At 59.3% G+C, this 18,420-nt stretch carries 12 protein-coding genes; 9 read left to right on the top strand and 3 right to left on the bottom strand.

The window, feature by feature from the left end; translation table 11 throughout:
* The first annotated feature begins 8 nt into the window (after nucleotides 1–8).
* The gene (locus tag AC2VNM_RS06605) at nucleotides 9–2,693 is read left to right on the top strand and encodes a putative bifunctional diguanylate cyclase/phosphodiesterase (RefSeq protein ID WP_486913049.1); all 2,685 of its coding nucleotides are present in this window, start codon (nucleotides 9–11) and stop codon (nucleotides 2,691–2,693) included.
* Between the two features lie 29 nt (nucleotides 2,694–2,722).
* On the opposite strand, the gene htpG is transcribed toward AC2VNM_RS06605, so the two are convergent.
* Nucleotides 2,723–4,612: a molecular chaperone HtpG gene (gene htpG, locus AC2VNM_RS06600; RefSeq protein WP_483190131.1), complete on the bottom strand. Its 1,890-nt coding sequence runs from the start codon at nucleotides 4,610–4,612 to the stop codon at nucleotides 2,723–2,725.
* Nucleotides 4,613–4,862: 250 nt separating this feature from the next.
* Here htpG and AC2VNM_RS06595 point away from each other — a divergent pair, with 250 nt between their 5' ends.
* The 6 genes from AC2VNM_RS06595 to AC2VNM_RS06570 all read left to right on the top strand — a co-directional run bounded on the left by AC2VNM_RS06595 (nucleotide 4,863) and on the right by AC2VNM_RS06570 (nucleotide 14,384).
* Nucleotides 4,863–6,170, top strand: a complete 1,308-nt coding sequence (locus tag AC2VNM_RS06595; RefSeq protein ID WP_483190130.1) for an ammonium transporter — start codon at nucleotides 4,863–4,865, stop codon at nucleotides 6,168–6,170.
* A 193-nt stretch (nucleotides 6,171–6,363) separates the two neighbouring features.
* A complete protein-coding gene (locus AC2VNM_RS06590) occupies nucleotides 6,364–7,536 on the top strand; it encodes an outer membrane beta-barrel protein (RefSeq protein ID WP_483190129.1) in 1,173 nt (390 codons plus the stop codon).
* A gap of 125 nt (nucleotides 7,537–7,661) precedes the next feature.
* Complete coding sequence (locus tag AC2VNM_RS06585) at nucleotides 7,662–8,402, top strand: proteasome-type protease (RefSeq protein ID WP_483190128.1); 741 nt, start codon at nucleotides 7,662–7,664, stop codon at nucleotides 8,400–8,402.
* A 170-nt stretch (nucleotides 8,403–8,572) separates the two neighbouring features.
* Nucleotides 8,573–10,021: a circularly permuted type 2 ATP-grasp protein gene (locus tag AC2VNM_RS06580; protein ID WP_483190127.1), complete on the top strand. Its 1,449-nt coding sequence runs from the start codon at nucleotides 8,573–8,575 to the stop codon at nucleotides 10,019–10,021.
* A complete protein-coding gene (locus tag AC2VNM_RS06575; RefSeq protein ID WP_483166795.1) occupies nucleotides 10,021–11,013 on the top strand; it encodes an alpha-E domain-containing protein in 993 nt (330 codons plus the stop codon). Before AC2VNM_RS06580 ends, AC2VNM_RS06575 begins: the two co-directional genes overlap by 1 nt.
* Before the next feature lie 11 nt (nucleotides 11,014–11,024).
* Complete coding sequence (locus tag AC2VNM_RS06570; protein ID WP_483190125.1) at nucleotides 11,025–14,384, top strand: transglutaminase family protein; 3,360 nt, start codon at nucleotides 11,025–11,027, stop codon at nucleotides 14,382–14,384.
* A 13-nt stretch (nucleotides 14,385–14,397) separates the two neighbouring features.
* Here the strand turns inward: AC2VNM_RS06570 and AC2VNM_RS06565 are convergent, their stop codons facing one another.
* Nucleotides 14,398–15,390, bottom strand: coding sequence for a PDC sensor domain-containing protein (locus tag AC2VNM_RS06565; RefSeq protein ID WP_483166793.1), 993 nt, complete (start codon nucleotides 15,388–15,390; stop codon nucleotides 14,398–14,400).
* 283 nt (nucleotides 15,391–15,673) lie between these two features.
* On the opposite strand from AC2VNM_RS06565, the gene glnL reads away from it, so the two are divergent.
* Both glnL and ntrC read left to right on the top strand, forming a co-directional pair.
* Complete coding sequence (glnL, locus tag AC2VNM_RS06560) at nucleotides 15,674–16,765, top strand: nitrogen regulation protein NR(II) (RefSeq protein WP_486913047.1); 1,092 nt, start codon at nucleotides 15,674–15,676, stop codon at nucleotides 16,763–16,765.
* Nucleotides 16,762–18,210, top strand: a complete 1,449-nt coding sequence (gene ntrC / locus AC2VNM_RS06555; protein ID WP_483166791.1) for a nitrogen regulation protein NR(I) — start codon at nucleotides 16,762–16,764, stop codon at nucleotides 18,208–18,210. Before glnL ends, ntrC begins: the two co-directional genes overlap by 4 nt.
* A 61-nt stretch (nucleotides 18,211–18,271) precedes the next feature.
* Here the strand turns inward: ntrC and AC2VNM_RS06550 are convergent, their stop codons facing one another.
* Nucleotides 18,272–18,418: a hypothetical protein gene (locus tag AC2VNM_RS06550; RefSeq protein ID WP_486913052.1), complete on the bottom strand. Its 147-nt coding sequence runs from the start codon at nucleotides 18,416–18,418 to the stop codon at nucleotides 18,272–18,274.
* Nucleotides 18,419–18,420: the final 2 nt, after the last annotated feature.

The raw sequence follows: 18,420 nt of genomic DNA, 5'->3' as shown, positions 1-18,420 counted from the left end.
CCGTCCGCGTGCGTGAACCAGAGGCCCTTGGCACACCTCTCTTGCAACGCAGTCGGTTCTTTTATGGCGCCTGGACCCTGCTCGTTGCACTGCTGGTCGGCGCCACAATCCTCATCGGTTGGCAATGGCAGGCGACGTTTCGGGAAAAGACCGTCACGCGGGCCGAGCAGCGCGCTCTCAACGATCTGGGACGGATGAGTGATCTGTTGCGGGTCATGCTGCAGATCCATGCCCGCGACTTGATCCCCCTAGCCAGCTCCAGCGCCTTGCAGCAGCCTGACGTCCTACGCCTGCATGAGCATGTCCATCCTTACCTGGACAAGCTCTCCTGTGCGCCTTTCCAGGCCCCTCTGCATTCCCGACTCCGGGGTTGCGTGGCAAAGAATGGCTCTTATCTTTCCTACAGCACCGCCTGTCACCTCGGCAGACCTAAAATTCGCGCGGATGGCTTCCTGGGCATTCCTATTCAGGCCGAGAATCTGGAGACCGGCGACGCCTGCAGTGCCGAGCTTCTATTTCGCAGCCCGCCCATGCAAGACCCAATCCATTTTACCCTCTATGCTGGCGAGGAAGCGCTCAGTACCTGGCAGCGAGGCAGCTGGGGTCAGCCGTCTGCAATGCCCAGTTGGCGCAGTGCCGAGACCCCAGTGGTCGCTACTCCCTGGACTCTGCAGGTATCATGGCAGCCCGAGCTGCCACCACACATCCAGGTGATCCTGGCACGTCTCCGTTGGGGGACGGCGGTCATCGTCGTGGGTGAGATCCTGTCAGCGCTGCTGCTGCTCTTCTGGCTCTACCGGCGAGACATGAATCTCCGCTTTCGCTGGGTTCAGGAGCAGATACGCGCGCAGATGCTGGAGGACTCCTCTCTGCCCCAGCTCTTCCAGCGCATGGTTGAGTTGAGCGTACACGCCACCCGCGCCCACGCAGCCTACGTAGCTATCCCCGATGACGGGAACAAGTCCCTGCGTGTGGTGGCCATTTGCGGTGCAAATGACGAGTTGCGCGAGGCTCTGCGCAGACTCCCCTTACCCCTCGACGAGACTATCGCTCCCTGGGGGCAGCTCTTTCCGGTGCTGGCCTTTCTGCGGCGGCAACGGGTGGATCGCCACAGCCCGCACGTTGCCGGTGTCTGGGCCCAGGCCTGCACCCAATATCCCGCTCTGCGCGGCCTGCGCGAGGTGATCGTCTGGCCTCTGCTGCAGGGACCAACGCATCCTCCCTTGGGAGTCTTCGCCCTGGAAATTCCGCGTCTGCAACGGCGACTCTTCGGGAAGGAACTGATAGAGCGCTGGGATCAGATTGCCGATGATCTGGAGCGCTTCGCCCACTCTCGGCGCGAAGCAGAAGAACAATACCGTCTCCTGTACTTCGATCCACTGACCAATCTGTCCAATCGCCAGCACTTTCTGCGGCTTGCCGAGCAGGCCTTGGGCAAGAGAACAAGTCCTTGGCTGGTGATTCTCGATCTTGATTATTTCAACGAGCTGAACACCATCCACGGGGATGGTGAGACCGATCGCTGTCTTGCGGAAATTGCCGAGGAAATTCGGCAGGCCTTGCCTGCGGATGCTCTCCTTGGCCGCATTGGTGGTGATGAATTCGCCATATTGCTTGACGTCGCCCAGACCCCTGCGGCTGCCAGCCGTCAGATCGCCGCGGCCATCGCCAGGGCAGGACACCGGGTTCTGGGTAGCCATCTGACCGTGTCTTTGGGCTGGGCCCAGAGAGCTGAAAATACTGCACAGGTTTCCGAGCTCTTCCATCAAGCCTGTGAGGCCCTGGCGCAAGCCAAACTGGATGGGCGCAACACTTGGCGCCAATATGAAGGCTTCGTCCGTTATCGTGCCGCCCGTCGCCTGCACGTACATCGTTACTTCGAACGCGCCATCGAGACCGACGAGCTGGCCTTCTTCCTGCAACCCAAGGGTGATCTGCTGCAGCAGCGCATCAACGGTTGTGAAATGCTGGTCCGCTGGCGAAAACCCGAGGGAGGCTGGCTAGGGCCTGGGAAATTCATGCCCTATGTGGAAGAAAATCCCCGTCTGATTCGTGCCCTTGGTCGCTACGCTCTCGGCGAGGCTTGTCGGCTTCGCCAGGAGGTGGAGCGCAAAGGTCTCGATGACTGGTTCATCTCACTGAATATCGGTGCGCGCCACTTTCTGGCTCCGGAATTCATCGATGATCTTCAGGAAGTCTGCCCCAACGGTCAGGGACTGGTCCTGGAGCTGACCGAGACCAGCGGCATTTTGGGACGAGGTCCGATTCGTCCGGTCATGGAGCGCTGCCGGGAGCTGGGTTATCGATTGTCCATGGACGATTTCGGGACCGGATATTCTTCTCTACTCTCTGTGGCCCAGCTCCCCTTCGACGAGCTCAAGCTGGACCAACGATTCATTCGCCAATTCCGCCATGAGCTTGCAAATTTCAGTGTCGCTGGTGCCGCCCAGTTGCTCAGTCGCCTGGCTGGCATGCACCTGGTGGCCGAGGGCATCGCCGTCCCCGAAGAGCTGCGCCTATGGCACGCCATGGGTGGGCGCTATCTGCAGGGCTATCTCCTCGCACCACCCTTACCCGAATCTGCCTTCTTTGACTGGTACCCGTGGTTGATGCCGTCCCTGCTCCATGGCACCCCCCCATTTGCCCTGCGGGATCTGGACATTCTCTGGGAGCAGCAACGACAATGGGTGTAAAAGCCCCGTCAGCGGCACTCGGTTTTGTTTCAGTCCGCCAGAGCAAGCATGAGCTGGTTCAGGCGGGCGACAAAGCTGGCGGGATCCTCCAACTGCCCACCCTCCGCTAGGATCGCCTGGTCGAGTAAAAGCGCGGACCATTCGCCAAAGCGGGTCTCGTCCGTCTCTTTTTCGATGCGTGCCAGCATAGGATGCTGCGGATTGATCTCCAGGGTCGGCTTGCTGTTGGGCATTTCATGCCCGGCCTGCTTGAGCAACTGCTGCATATACAAGGCCATGTCGCGTTCCCCAAGGACGATGCAGGACGGCGAACTGGTGAGGCGGTGGGATACGCGGACCTTTTCGACGCGGTCACCCAAGGCCTTTTGGATGCGCTCGACCAAGCCCTCGGCAGCCTTTTCGGTTTCCTCTAGGGCCTTTTTCTCTTCTTCCGTTTCCGTCTGACCGAGATCCAGGTCGCCCTTTGCGGCCGAGGCCAGACTCTTGCCGTCAAATTCGTGCAGGTGACTGGTCAGCCACTCGTCTACGCGGTCGCTGAGCAGCAATACCTCTATGCCCTTTTTGCGCAGCAGCTCCAGTTGCGGGCTGTGCTTCGCCGCCAGGAAAGAATCGGCAGTGATGTAGTAGATCTTGTCCTGGCCTTCCTTCATCCGCCCCACATAATCGGCTAGGGAGACGTTCTGCAGCTCGGTATCGCTGTGGGTGCTGGCAAACCGCAGGAGCTTGGCAATCTGCTCGCGATTGCTGAAGTCCTCACCCGGACCTTCCTTCAAGACCCGCCCGAACTCGTTCCAGAACTTCTGGTATTTTTCCGGATCTTTTTCCGCGATCTCTTCCAACAAGCCCAGAATGCGTTTGGTAGCCCCGGAGCGCATCTGTTCGATGGTGCGGTTGCCCTGCAGGATTTCACGCGAGACGTTCAGGGGCAGGTCGCTGGAATCGATCACTCCGCGCACGAAGCGTAGATAACGTGGCAGGAGCTGCTCGGCGTCGTCCATGATGAAGACGCGCTGCACGTAGAGTTTGATGCCATGGGTCTGCTTTTGATCCCAGAGATCGAAGGGAGCCCTGGCGGGGATATAGAGCAGGGAGGTGTACTCCAGGCGGCCTTCGACGCGATTGTGCACCCAGGCCAAGGGCTCGCCAAAGTCGTGGCTGACATGCTGGTAGAACTCCTTGTACTCCTCCTCGCTGATCTCCGCCTTGGGGCGCTGCCACAGGGCCGAAGCCTTGTTGACGGTTTCCCATTCCTCGCTGGGCTTGCCGTCTTCCCCAAGCTTGTGCATACGGATGGGTAGAGGGATGTGATCGGAGTATTTTCCGATGATGGAGCGCAGTCGCCAGGAGTTGAGCAGATCTTGGCGCTCGTCTTCGCGGATGTGGAGGATGATTTCCGTGCCGCGGGCTGGGAGTTCGACGGTTTCCAGGGTGTAGGAGCCGGTACCGTCGGATTCCCAACGGACCCCATGCTGGGGCTCCATGCCGGCGCGGCGGGTGTTCAGGGTAACGCGCTCGGCGACGATGAAAGCGGAATAGAAGCCGACACCAAACTGCCCAATGAGTTGCGCATCCTTCGCCTGGTCGCCGCTGAGGCGCTGAAAGAATTCCCGCGTGCCGGACTTGGCGATGGTACCGATATTGGCAATGACTTCGTCGCGATTCATGCCGATGCCGTTGTCGCGGATGGTGATGGTATGGGCTTCCGGATCGAAATCCACCTCTACCTGCAGTTCGCTGCCGCCCTCCAGCAACGCCGGATCGGACAGGGCCTCGAAACGGAGCTTGTCACAGGCGTCGGAGGCATTGGAGAGCAACTCACGTAGGAAGATCTCCTTATTGGAATAGAGCGAGTGAATCATTAACTGTAGAAGCTGATTCACTTCGGTCTGAAACTGCATTGTTTCTTTTGCTGCTGCCATGTCTTCTCCTGAAATTTCACCATGCGCCATGTTGGCCTTCGCCGGCAAAGATTGGGATGCCCCGCGAAAAAATCAAGGGTAGGGGGCACAGTGCTGTTGGCGCACAATTTTGGTGCGCAGGGAGAGCGGGGGGTTTCCAACTCTTTGTTTTTTTAACTAGGCCAAGATGGCCCGCTTTTTGCTCAAGAACAATCGTCCAATTTGGGGACAATTTTACCTTGCAATCAAATAGATAGTCCAAGGAGCGTTTATGATTCGAAAGGGAGCCTTGGGGGTGGCGTCACTTGCTGCCTCAATCAGTTTTCTCGCCAGTCCCTGGGCCATGGCTGATACGGCCACGCCCTTCAAGGGTGGTGATACCGCCTGGATGCTGACATCGACCGCTTTGGTGTTGTTGATGACGATTCCCGGTTTGGCGTTGTTTTACGGTGGCATGGTGCGACGCAAGAACATTCTTGCCACCGCGGCGCAGAGCTTCGCGGTGACCGCGCTCATTTCCGTGCTATGGATGTTCTTTGGGTATTCTCTCGCCTTTACGCCCGGTAATGCCTTCATTGGTGGTACCAGCCGCTTCTTCCTGCACGGCCTCGGCCTCGATAGCGTGAATGCGTTGGCACCGACCATCCCCGAGACGGTCTACATGACCTTTCAGATGACCTTCGCCATTATCACCCCCGCGCTCATTGTTGGTGCCTTTGCTGAGCGCATGAAATTCTCGGCGCTATTGTGGTTCACCGGTCTGTGGTCGCTGCTGGTCTATGCGCCCATTGCCCACATGGTCTGGGGCCCCGGTGGCTGGCTGGGGGGCGATGGCGTGCTGGATTACGCCGGTGGCACCGTGGTGCACATCAACGCCGGCATCGCTGGGTTGGTTGCCGCCCTAATGATTGGCAATCGCGTGGGGTACAAACACGACAACATGCACCCCGCTAATCTGCTCTTCACCCTGATGGGCGCGGCGATGCTTTGGGTCGGCTGGTTTGGCTTCAATGCCGGTTCGGCGGTTGCCGCCAGTGATCGCGCGGGCATGGCCATGGCGGTAACGCAGATTGCGACGGCCGCCGCTGCCCTGGCCTGGATGTTTGTGGAGTGGTGGGCACGCGGTAAGCCAACGGTGCTGGGAATGAGCTCCGGCGCAGTCGCCGGCTTGGTGGCCATCACTCCGGCTTCTGGTTTTGTTGGTCCCATGGGCTCGCTGTGGATTGGTATTGCCGCAGGCATCGGCTGCTTCTGGGCCTCGGTCTACGTCAAAAACTGGCTCAACTACGATGATTCTTTGGATGCCTTTGGTGTCCATGCCGTTGGCGGCATCATTGGCGCCCTGCTGACTGGCGTCTTCGCGGTCGCTGCCATCGGCGGCACGGCGGGCGTTCTCGAGGGCAATCTGCATCAGTTGTGGATTCAGGCAACCGGTGTGGCCATCACCATTGGCTACGACGCTCTGGTGAGTTGGATTCTCCTCAAGGCCATCGACTGGGTCGTTGGTCTGCGGGTGAGTGAAGAGGCCGAGCGGGAAGGTTTGGACGTCACTCAGCACGGCGAGCAAATCTACATGTAAGTTTAGGCAGCTTTGGGCATGGCCTCGGCAGCAATCGCGAGGCCATTGCTCAAAATAGTGCGCACCTGGGCCCTTCTGCCCTAAAAAAGTGCAAATAATCTATGGTAACTGCCAAATTCCATCAGAATTATCGGGCATGATTTCTGCTCAGACTTTCTCGCAGTATCTCAAACTCGTATTTGGAGCGTATACAATGAACAGCAAGAATTCTTCAGTAAGAAAATCCCTTTCCTCTATTGCGTTGGCGCTAGGTGGTATCCTGGCTGGCGAGGAAGTCCAGGCAGCACCGCTGAGCCTGCCCGCTCCCTTGCACTTTGATGCAGGGCCATTGGGAACGCTCAACGCGCAAGGGGTGGCGAGCGCTTATGGCATGTGGCAGGACAATGCCTTTGCCGGATCCGGTACACCGGCCAACAAGACCGCATCGGCGGATATCAGCAATGGGATGGTGATGATTTCCAAGACCAGTGGTCTGTTTCAGTTTATGGTACAGGCCGGGGCCTATAATATTTTGACCCTTGCTGCGCCCTTCGCCTCTACCGGAAGCTATGTGCAGGGCAGCTATGGTGCTCTACCGATTGCCTATCTCGAAATCGCACCCACGGAACATTTTAATGTACAGATCGGCAAGTTGTATACGCTGACCGGTGATGAATATACCTTCAGTTATCAGAACTGGAATATTCAACGGGGATTATTGTGGGGACAAGAAAATGCCATCGTCAAGGGTGTACAATTGAACTATAGTAATGGGCCGGTTACTGCGGCTCTGTCTTGGAACGATGGTTTTTATTCCAATCGTTTTAATTGGTTGAGTGGGCTCATCAGCTATGCTATCAACAGTAAAAACAGTGTGTTCGTGCAGGCAGATGGTAACCTGGGCCACACGTACTATACGTATGCATCATTGGCGACGGCACCATTGCAAAATAATCAACAGATCTACGATCTGGGATATACCTACACCGGTGAGCACTTGGCTCTGACCAGTTATGTGCAGTACTCGCAGGTGCCTGGCACTGCCGTTCAGGCGCTTGGAGCTGGTGCGAAAACCACCAACACCCTCGGCGCCGCAGTACTTGCGGACTACAGCTTCACCGATTCGGTTTCTCTGGCAGGTCGGGTGGAATACATCAGCAACTCGGGCAGTGTGACCGACGGCGCTGCCAATCTCACTGGCTTCGGCCCCGGATCCCATGCCTGGTCGCTCACCGTGACGCCCACCTATCAGAAGGGCGGATTCTTTGCGCGCGGTGAACTGGCCTACGTAGCAGCCACCATGCCTGCAGATACCGGTATCTTCGGAATGAGTGGCTTAAACCAGAGTCAGATGCGTGGCATGCTCGAAACTGGCTTCCTGTTCTAGGGCTTGTCCCACCCCTCGGGCGCGGAGAGTAAAGACTCCGCGCTCTTTTCTTTGTGGGCTTCCCTAGCGGCGCCAACTACGCCAGAATCAGGCTCGTAAGATTGCATGACAAAGAGGATTGCTTGATGACCTATTGTTTGGCCATCCATGTCGAAGCTGGGTTGGTATTTTGCTCCGATTCCCGGACCAACGCTGGCACGGATCATGTCAATACTTACTCCAAGATGCACGAGTTTGTGCTGCCTGGGCAACGCTTCTTCAGTCTGCTCTCGTCCGGGAATCTGGCCACTACCCAAGTGGTGGTGCAGCGGTTGCGGCAGGATCTCGAAACCCCTTCGGCACAGAGCCTCTGGACGGTACCCAGTTTGGCCGCTGCTGCCGACTACGTGGGTTGGCTCAGCGCCGATGTGCAGCGGGTGCAGGCTGGGCGCGATACCGCCAATACGGTCTTCGAGGCGAGCTTTATTCTGGGGGGGCAGATTGCCGGCGAAGCTCCCGGCATCTATCTGATTTATCCTCAGGGCAATTATATCCACGAGTCGGCCGACCATCCTTTCTTGCAGATTGGCGAGATCAAGTATGGTAAGCCGATCCTCGACCGCGTGGTGCAACCCGCTCTGTCCCTCGAAGCAGCGGCCCGTTGTGCCCTGGTGTCCATGAATTCCACCATTCGCAGCAATCTGACCGTTGGTCCGCCGATCGAATTGGGGATCTATCGGACGGACAGTCTGCAACGCGGAGAGTGCTTGAGCTTGCTCGACGATGATCCTTTTTATAAGGCCATTGCCGATGGCTGGAGTGCCGGTCTGGCGCGCGCATTGGAGGAATTGCCGCGTTTCCCGTGGGAGGGCGCTGCATCATCGTAGTGCAATGTCGTCGATCGTGGCGGTGTAATTGCACCATTTTTGCACATTCGCATAGGCGCGCAGGTCAAAAGATGGTGAAAGTAAGCGGCACGCCCCTTGCTAGTCACCGCTGAGGGATATCGCAAGATGGTATCCCCACGACGGAGCAAGGCCCGCAAGGGAGTCAGGCAATGCAAAAGATTCTGTATGCGTATCCAGAAGGAAGCACTTACGATGAGCTGTTGACCGCGGCGGGAAAACCGCGTCCAGTAGCGAGGGCGCTGCTCCAGCATTTTGAAAAACTGGGCCCCGAGGCGCTGCGGCAACGCCAGGAGACTGCGGACACGGCGATTCGTGCCATGGGTATCACCTTCACCGTCTACAGCGAGGCGGGCAACATCGATCGCTCCTGGCCCTTCGACATTGTGCCGCGCACCCTGCCGGCGCGCCAATGGCGCCAGATCGAAGCCGGTCTGCGGCAGAGGCTCAAGGCCCTCAACCACTTCATCGACGACATCTACAACGAGCAACGGGTGCTCGACGACAACGTTTTCCCGCGCGAAGTGCTCGAAGGCTCGCGGAATTTCCGCGCTGCCTGCCGTGGCGTGCACCCGCGCTTTGGCGCCTGGGCCAATATCTGTGGCTCGGACCTGGTGCGTGATGCGGATGGCACGGTATATGTGCTGGAAGACAACCTGCGCGTGCCCTCGGGGGTCTCTTATATGCTCGAAAACCGCGCGATCATGAAACGGCTTTTTCCGGAAATCTTCGCGATGTGTTCGATCCTGCCCGTAGACGATTACCCGGCGCAGTTGGCGAGCATGCTTGCCGATCTCAGCCCGCGGCCCAGCGACAAGCCGGTGATCGCAGTGCTGACACCCGGAATCTACAACTCCGCCTATTTTGAGCACAGCTACCTTGCCCAACAAATGGGCGCCTATCTGGCTGAAGGGAAGGATTTCCTGGTCGACAGCGAGGATCGGGTATTCTTGCGCACCATTTCGGGACTGCTGCAGGTGGACGTGATCTACCGTCGAGTGGATGATGACTTTCTCGACCCCGAGGTGTTTCGTGAGGACTCCGTCATTGGCCTTTCCGGACTGATGCGCGCCTGGAAGCGGGGTACCGTGGCGATCGCCAACGCCCCTGGTACCGGCGTTGCCGATGACAAGGTGGTCTATGCTTTTGTGCCGGAGTTCATTCGCTATTATCTGAAAGAAGAGCCGATACTGCCTAATGTCCCGACTTATCTGTGCATGCGCGAGGCAGATCGGGAGTATGTGCTCGCGCATCTCGATGAACTGGTGGTCAAGCCCGCCAATGAGTCGGGTGGTTATGGTATGCTCATTGGCCCGCGCGCTTCTGTGGAAGAACGGCAGCGTTTTGCCGAACGCATCCGCGAAGACCCACGCAATTACATTGCCCAACCCACTCTGTCGTTGTCCACCGCGCCAACTCTAATTGGCGATCATCTGGAACCGCGCCACCTGGACCTGCGCCCCTTCATCTTGCAGGCGAAGGACAGTTACGTGACGACCGGGGGGCTGACCCGCGTGGCGATGAATGCCGGCTCCCTGGTGGTGAACAGCTCCCAAGGGGGCGGCAGCAAGGATACCTGGATTGTCGAGGAGGATGCCTGATGCTCTCGCGTGTCGCTGAAAACTTGTACTGGATGGCCCGTTACCTGGAGCGGGCCGAAGACCTGGGGCGCTTCATCAATTCCGCCACCCTGCTGCTGCTCGATTTACCTCTCGGCACTCGCTTTGGCTGGGATATCCTCCTGCAAATCACCGGCGAAGCGCAGCGCTTTCAACAGCATTACGGCCAGCCTACCGAAAAGGCGATCATGCGGTTTTTGATTGCCGACAGTCGCAATCCCAGCTCCCTGCTGTCCTGCGTGCATCAGGCGCGGGAGAATTGTCGTACCTTTCGCGATCTTTTGCCCGGAGAGTTCTGGGAGCGGATCAATTCGCTCTTCCTCTATGTGCAGGATGGATTGGAGAAGGAAAATATCGCCGAAGACCGGCGGGCACGCCTCGACTTTCTCGAAAATGTCATTGCCCGGCGCCATGCCCTGGTGGGACTGCTGGTCGGCAGCATGAGTCAGAATTCGGCGTATCAGTTCATCAAGCTGGGCCGCAACATCGAGCGCGCCGATATGGGATCGCGCATTGTCGATGTCGTCAGTGCGGTGATCCCCCCGGAGGATCAGGGCGTGCGCCGGACGGTCTACCAAAGTCTTTGGGTGGGCGTGTTGCGCGCCATGAGTGCGCTGGAGATGTATCGGCAGTATGTTGGGGTGCAGGTGCGTTCGGCCCGCGCGGTCGAGTTCCTCTTGCGTGACAGCAAATGCCCACGCAGTGTGCGCAGTTGCCTTGCGGATATGGAACTGGCGCTGGCCTATCTCCCCAATGCCGGTATTCCCGCCGAGGCCTTGCGCCGTACCCGCCGGCGCCTCGATCAACTGCAGCTCAAGGAGCTGACGCCGGCGGTTTTGCATGAGTATCTCGATCAGGTGCAAAAAGATCTGAGCATGTTGCATCACACTATCGAGAATGCCTATTTCCGCGCGCGCGAAAAGAACGATCCCTATCCGCACCCCTCGTTGCAACGCATCGCACTGCAAGCCTGACGAGGATCACCATGGCCATACAGGTAGCTCTGTCGCACGTCACCGAGTACCATTTCGACCGTCGGGTGGGTATGGCCCCGCACATCGTCCGTCTGCGTCCGGCGCCGCACTGTCGGACCCCCATTCTTGCCTACTCCCTCCAGATCGAACCCAAGCCTCATTTTCTGCACTGGCAGCAAGATCCCTTTGGCAATTATCTGGCCCGCCTGACCTTTCCTGAGCCAGCGCGACACTTCCAGGTAGCGGTGGAGCTCATTGCCGAAATGATCGCCATCAATCCCTTCGATTTCTTCCTGGAGGAGACGGCAGAGCAATACCCATTCTCCTATGACGCCGAGACCCTGGGCTCCCTGCGTCCGTATCTGGAATGCGAGAGCACCGGGCCCTTGCTACAGGAATGGTTGGCAGAAGTGTCCCGTACACCGCAGCCGACGGTCAATTTTTTGGTCGACCTGAATCAGCGCCTGCAGCGCGATATCGGCTACCGAATCCGCATGGAACCCGGGGTACAGGGCTGCGACGAGACCCTGCGTCTGGCCTCGGGCTCCTGTCGCGACAGTGCCTGGCTCTTGGTACAGATTCTGCGGCATCTTGGTCTTGCCGCGCGCTTTGTGTCGGGGTATCTGGTGCAGCTGGTTACCGACGAAAAGCCCATCGAGGGGCCGGCGGGGCCGAGCGCCGACTTTACCGACCTGCATGCCTGGGCCGAAGTCTATCTGCCGGGCGCGGGTTGGGTTGGGCTTGATCCCACCTCCGGCCTTTTTGCCGGAGAAGGGCACATCCCCTTGGCCTGTACCCCCAAGCCGGGCGATGCCGCGCCCATCAGTGGTGCCATTGATCCCTGCGAAGTGGAATTTTCGTTTCGCAATGAGCTACGTCGTATCCATGAGGATCCGCGCGTCACCCTGCCTTACGATGAACCGACCTGGGCGGATATCAATGCCTTGGGGAATAAGGTGGACGTCGATTTACAGCGCTTGGACGTGCGCCTGACCCAGGGCGGGGAGCCCACCTTCGTGGCGGTGGATGATATGGATGCGGCAGAGTGGAATACCGCTGCTCTCGGGCGCGACAAACGCGAACGGGCGGAGCAGTTGTTGCGGCGCCTGGCTACCCAGTTTGCCCCCGGCGCCCTCTTTCATACCGGGCAGGGCAAGTGGTATCCCGGTGAGCCGTTGCCGCGTTGGGCATTGAGCTGTTATTGGCGTAACGATGGGGTGCCAATCTGGCGACAGACGCAGTTGCAGTGGCAGCCGGGAGCGACGTTGCTTGTCGCGCCGGCGGATGCCGAACGCTTTGCGAGGCTGCTTGTCCAGCGGCTGGGACTGGCGGCGGACTGCCTGAGTCCAGCCTATGAAGACCCTCTCTACCAGCTCTGGCGTGAGGCGCAGCAGCCCAATGATGTCGACTGGTTACAGGTAGAAGGATTGGACGATCCCGCCGCGCGCAGCGAATTGGCCATTGCCCTGTCGCGGGGCCTGCGGACGCCTACAGGTTTTGTGCTGCCGCTTGCCTGGGATTGGCGTAGGGGCTGCTGGCACAGTGCTCCCTGGGAATTCCGCCGGGGCACGTTGTTCCTGCTGCCGGGAAACTCTCCCTTGGGCTTGCGCTTGCCGTTGTCCGGGTTGCCTTGGGCTGCCGAGCAGGAAATTCAGCCCGAACCCGATCCCTTTGCCGAGGGACCGCCGTTATCCGCCGATATTCATGGAGAGGTGGAGGCCCGCTATTCCACCTGGACGCAGCGGCAAGCAGCGCAGCCGCCGCCTGCTGATCTGCACTTGCCCAACAAAGTCTGGGTGGAGGTGCCGCATACGGCCTTGGCCATCGAATGGCGCGAGGGCGCGCTGAATGTCTTTTTGCCGCCCTTGGGAGTGCTGGAACACTACCTCGATCTCATCGCTGCGATCGAAGGTACGGCGGTTGAGCTCGGCGTCCCCGTGCGTATCGAGGGATATCCGCCGCCCAAGGATGCACGTTTGCGCAGTTTTGCCGTGACCCCGGATCCGGGGGTCATCGAGGTCAATATCCATCCCTCCGCGAGTTGGGAGGAACTGCGGAACAAGACCGAGCGCCTGTATGCCGAGGCCCGGCTGTGCCGTTTGGGCGCGGAAAAATTCATGCTCGACGGCCGGCACACCGGCACCGGTGGCGGTAATCACATGACCCTGGGCGCCGCCTGGCCGGAAGACAGCCCCTTCCTCCGCCGCCCCGATCTCCTCGGTTCCATGCTGCGCTACTGGCAGAATCATCCGACCCTGTCCTATTTCTTCAGCGGCCTCTTCATCGGCCCTACCTCGCAGGCACCGCGCGTGGATGAAGGGCGTGACACCGCCCTCTACGAACTGGAGATTGCCCTGGCGCAACTGCCGCAGGGCGAGAGTTCGGCGCCCTGGCGGGTGGATCGATTGCTGCGTAATTTTCTTGTGGATCTCACCGGCAATACCCACCGCGCCGAGTTTTGCATCGATAAGTTATATTCGCCGGATTCCGCCAGTGGGCGTCTGGGACTGCTGGAACTTCGTGCCTTTGAGATGCCACCGCATCCCCGCATGGCGCTTTTGCAGAGTCTCCTGGTACGGGCGCTGGTAGCGCGCTTCTGGCAAACCCCTTATCGGGGCAGCCTGCAGCGCTGGGGTACCAGCCTCTACGATCGCTGGATGCTCCCCCACTACCTGTGGGAAGACCTGCGCGAGGTCTGCGCGGAGTTGCAGGAATCCTCCTATCCCATGGCCCTGGAGTGGTTTGCACCTTTTCTCGAATTCCGCTTTCCGGTATTGGGCCGGGTGCGTATTCGCGATGTGGAAATCGAGCTGCGGATGGCCCTGGAGCCCTGGCCAGTGCTGGGCGAAGAGGCGACGGGGCAGGGCACGGCGCGCTTTGTCGATGCCTCGGTGGAGCGTCTGCAGGTGCGGGTGACGGGGATGGCAACGGAGCGCTATGTGCTGGTCTGCAACGGGCGCCGCTTGCCGCTGCGCGCCACCGGTACCCAAGGCGAGGCGGTAGCTGGCGTGCGTTACCGTGCCTGGCAGCCGGTTTCGGCATTGCACCCCGAGCTTCCCATTGATGTGCCCCTGGTTTTCGACTTGATCGATACCTGGAATGGTCGCGCCATTGGCGGTTGCACCTACCGGGTCTCGCACCCTGGCGGGCGCAACTATGAACGCTTGCCGGTCAACGCCTACGAGGCCGAAGGTCGCCGGATCGTGCGCTTCGAGCCGCTGGGCTTCACCCAGGGTCCTCTACAGCCACCGCCGGAGCGTGGCGGCCTGCGGGAGTTTTATCCCCATGGCAATCCGCTGGACCCGCTACAACCGCCAGCCGAATCTCCCAATCCCGACTACCCCTGTACCCTCGATTTGCGCCGCCGCTAAGCCGATCTGCTGCTCACGGCTTGGGTGATAGTTCTGTGTCTTCCTCGGCACTATTGGGCAGTCGCCCTGCGGCAAAATGTTGACGACGTTGTTCCAGAATGATCCCCTCCGCTCTGGCGCCGAGATAGACATAGACGCCCAGGGCGGCGAGCAGGAGGGCGGTAGCGAGCAACAGCAGAACAGCCAACCAGAGCTGCTCGGGGTGATCGAGGGCAAACTTAAAGACCAGCATCAGTCCCTCGATGGAAACTGCGATGGCAATGGCAGCTATAAAGCGCGTCAGGGTACGACGGGTGCTGCTGTGACGGCGTACATCTTTGCGTAACAGTACTTCTTCTTCGAGTATGGTCTTGGCGAGGTCAAAGACGGCCAGCGCCAGGGTGAAGAGGATGGTGGCCTGAAACGGTGCAGTGAAATCGCTCAAGGGATTTTGCCAGTGCCACAGGCCGCGGAGTGCGATGAAGCCATGGATGCCCAACGATGCACTCACGAGTAGCAAGCCGCACGAAAAGAGTGCGTAAAACGCCTTGAAAAAGGGCTCGAAGCTGCGTCGGGTATCGTCTTCCTGTAATAGTGAGAGTGCACGATCGAGTTCGCTGTCCCCTACCAACATGCCCAACAACTCGCCCGTATCGCGATAGATGGGGATGGCAACAGTGACGCAGAAGCGGCTGGTGGCCAAAGAAAGATAGGGTTCTGTAACGATTGGAGCGCTGGCGTTGCGCGCTAATCGGAAGTAGGGACGATGGCTGCGGTCGACGCCGTCGCCACCCCGGGCACTGGGCAGCCGCCGACAGACGACATTGTCTCCGAGCTGAACGCCCTTTGCATCAAGCAGATAGAGAAGGTCGAGGAACCCATGGCTGCGCATGACCTGCGCCAGAGTTCGCCTTCGTTCGGCGACCGACTGGCGAAACAAATGGGCACTGGCAATGCTTTCCACTGCGCCAACCATGAGCATGCGAAGCTCCCGCTGTGACTCGTGGAACTGTTCAAAGCGATTCATAGCCCGGACCTCCATGCAAGGACACCTGCAGACCAAGCAAGCAATGCGCCGAGACTTGGCACGCTTAATGCTAGATACAGGGTGATCATAGTCATGGTCACTCCTCCTCGAATGTCTCGGCGGCCCCGGCCGCCTTTTTTATGGTGCGACGGCTCGGAAGCCTGCCTTATGCTTCCGCTTTGCACTATACTGGTGCGATGCTGCCACGGCGCCGTGCAGAAAAGGACAATTCCATTGGCATAGGCTTTGCACTATCTCGGCAAAGACAACATGGGACATTCATGTGATTCCGATCAAACGTTCGAAGAAGAAGGCGGTAGTCCCAGAACCGCTGGCCATCTTGGATGGTCTCGACGCCGCCGTATTGCTGCTGTCCGCAGAGGACGAGGTCGAGTACCTCAACTCCAGCGCAGAGAATTTACTGCGGGTGAGTGCCAGTGTTAGTCGAGGCAAAGCCCTGGAGTCGTTTTGCGCGACCGCAGAAGGGGAAAGTCTAAAAAGCATTTTGCGCGACGCACGGCGAGGGGCTACGGTGGTAAGTCGCCATGCCGTACCGCTGCGCGTGGCCGACGGTAGTCGCGCGGTCGTCGACCTTCTGTGTAGTGGGTTCAGCACGGGCAGCTCTTGGGTGCTGGAGCTGCGGCCGGTCGAGGCGTCCCTGCGCCGGGCGGAAGAGGAGATGCAGGACAAGGTCTTCGAGGCGGCGCAAGAAATGCTCGCTGGTCTGGCCCATGAAATCAAGAATCCGTTGGGCGGATTGCGGGGTGCGGCACAGCTCCTGGAGCGCGAACTGCCTTCCCCCGAGCTGCAAGAATATACCCATATCATCCTGCATGAAGTGGATCGCCTGCGGCGTCTGGTCGACCGGCTGCGCGGGGACAAAACCCAGCCGCAAAGGCGTATGGTCAACATCCATGAAGTTCTCGAGCATGTACGCCGCTTGTTGCAAGTCAATTTACCAACTGGTGTCGCCTTGCGTTTCGATTATGATCTCTCCATACCGGAATTTGAGGCGGATCCCGAACAACTGGTGCAGGTGTTTCTGAATCTCCTGCGCAATGCCCGCCAGGCATTGGCCGGACAGGGGACGATCCTGATCCGCACGCGGGTCGAGCGCTTTATGAATTTGCAACAGCGTCTCTATCGTCTCGTATTGCGGGTGGATATCAGCGATGACGGACCGGGAATTCCGGAAGAGCTGATGCCGCGCATTTTTTTACCCTTGGTGACCAGTCGCGCGGAGGGTATGGGTATGGGCCTGGCCATTGTACAGAACCTCGTGCGCAGCCACGGGGGGATGGTCCATTGTCGTTCGCAACCCGGAGATACCGTATTTTCCGTGCGCCTGCCGCTGCCTGATGGGAGATTGTCATGAATTCTGCTGTGTGGGTGATCGATGATGACCCTTCCATTCGCTGGGTCCTGGAGAAGGCCCTGCAGAAGGCCGAGATTCCCGTCCGCAGTTTTGCCGATGCCGACCTCGCGCTACGTGCCATGGGGCGGGAGCGTCCGGGGGCGGTGGTCAGCGACCTGCGCATGCCGGGCCTGGACGGATTGGGATTTTTGCGGGAAATCCAGCAGCGTCACCCGCATTTGCCGGTCATCATCATTACTGCCCACTCCGATCTGGAAAACGCGGTGGCAGCCTTTCAGGGGGGCGCTTTCGAGTATCTGGCCAAGCCGTTTGACATCGATGATGCCGTGTCATTGGTGCGACGTGCCCTCACGGTGGAAGGCCAGCAGGCGGCCCAAGAGGAATTGGGCTTCGACCGCCGGGACACGGAAATCATTGGCGAGTCGCCGGCGATGCAAGAGGTCTACCGCGCCATTGGGCGCCTCTCCCGCTCCAGCATCAATGTACTGATACTGGGCGAATCTGGGTCGGGCAAGGAACTCGTAGCCCGGGCCCTGCACCGGCACAGCCCCCGAGTGGATGGCCCCTTCGTCGCCATCAATACGGCAGCAATACCTGCCGAACTGCTCGAGTCCGAGCTCTTTGGCCATGAAAAAGGCGCATTTACCGGGGCAGTGCAGGCACGGAAAGGCCGTTTTGAACAGGCGGCGGGTGGCACCCTGTTTTTGGACGAGATTGGCGATATGCCCGCTGCCTTGCAGACCCGTTTGTTGCGAGTGCTTTCCGACGGTACCTACTATCGGGTTGGTGGGCATGCACCCATCCGCGCCGATGTCCGCATTCTCGCTGCAACCCATCAGGATCTGCAGGCGAAGGTGCGCGATGGTAGTTTCCGCGAAGACCTCTATCATCGTCTCAACGTCATCTCCATTCACATCCCGCCGCTGCGTGAGCGTCGCTCTGACATTCCGCGTCTGGCGCGTTACTTTTTGCATCGGGCGGCGGAAAGTCTGGGGGTGGAAGGCAAGACATTCAGCCCAGAGGCAGAGGCGCGAATGGCCGCCTGGTCTTGGCCGGGCAATGTGCGTCAGCTCGAAAACAGCTGCCGCTGGATCACTGTGATGGCCCCCAGCCAACGGGTGGAACTGAGCGATTTGCCACCGGAATTGTTGCTGGCGGAAAGCGGGCGCGGGCAGGGCGATAGCGGGGAGTCCAACTCCGCTACGTCTGATGCCGGAGAAATGCCGGTTTCCGGAGATTGGCGCAGTTTGCTGCACCAAGAAGCTGCGGCGCGCCTGCAGGACGGCGACAACGCCGTACTCGACGCGTTATTGCCGGATTTTGAGCGGGTACTCCTGCAGGCGGCGTTGGATGCTAGCCATGGCCACAAGCAGTTAGCAGCCGAGCGTTTGGGTTGGGGCCGCAACACCATCGCCCGCAAGATGCGGTCTCTCGGTATGGAATAACCCCGTTCATAAAAAAGCCCGGGCGAACCCGGGCCAATGACGACGGAGGTTGAAACGCAAATCAGAGGCTGTAATACATCTGGTATTCGACTGGATGGGTAGTGACGCGCAGGGCCTGGACCTCGGCCCACTTCACTTCCAGGTAGCCTTCCAGCCATTCCGGGGTAAAGACCCCACCTTTCATCAGGAACTCATGATCGGCCTCCAGGG

The sequence above is a fragment of the Acidithiobacillus sp. TH-A67 genome, assembly GCF_057473545.1.
Note: the sequence above shows the minus strand (reverse complement) of the source record. Positions and strands in the feature narration are given on the sequence as shown.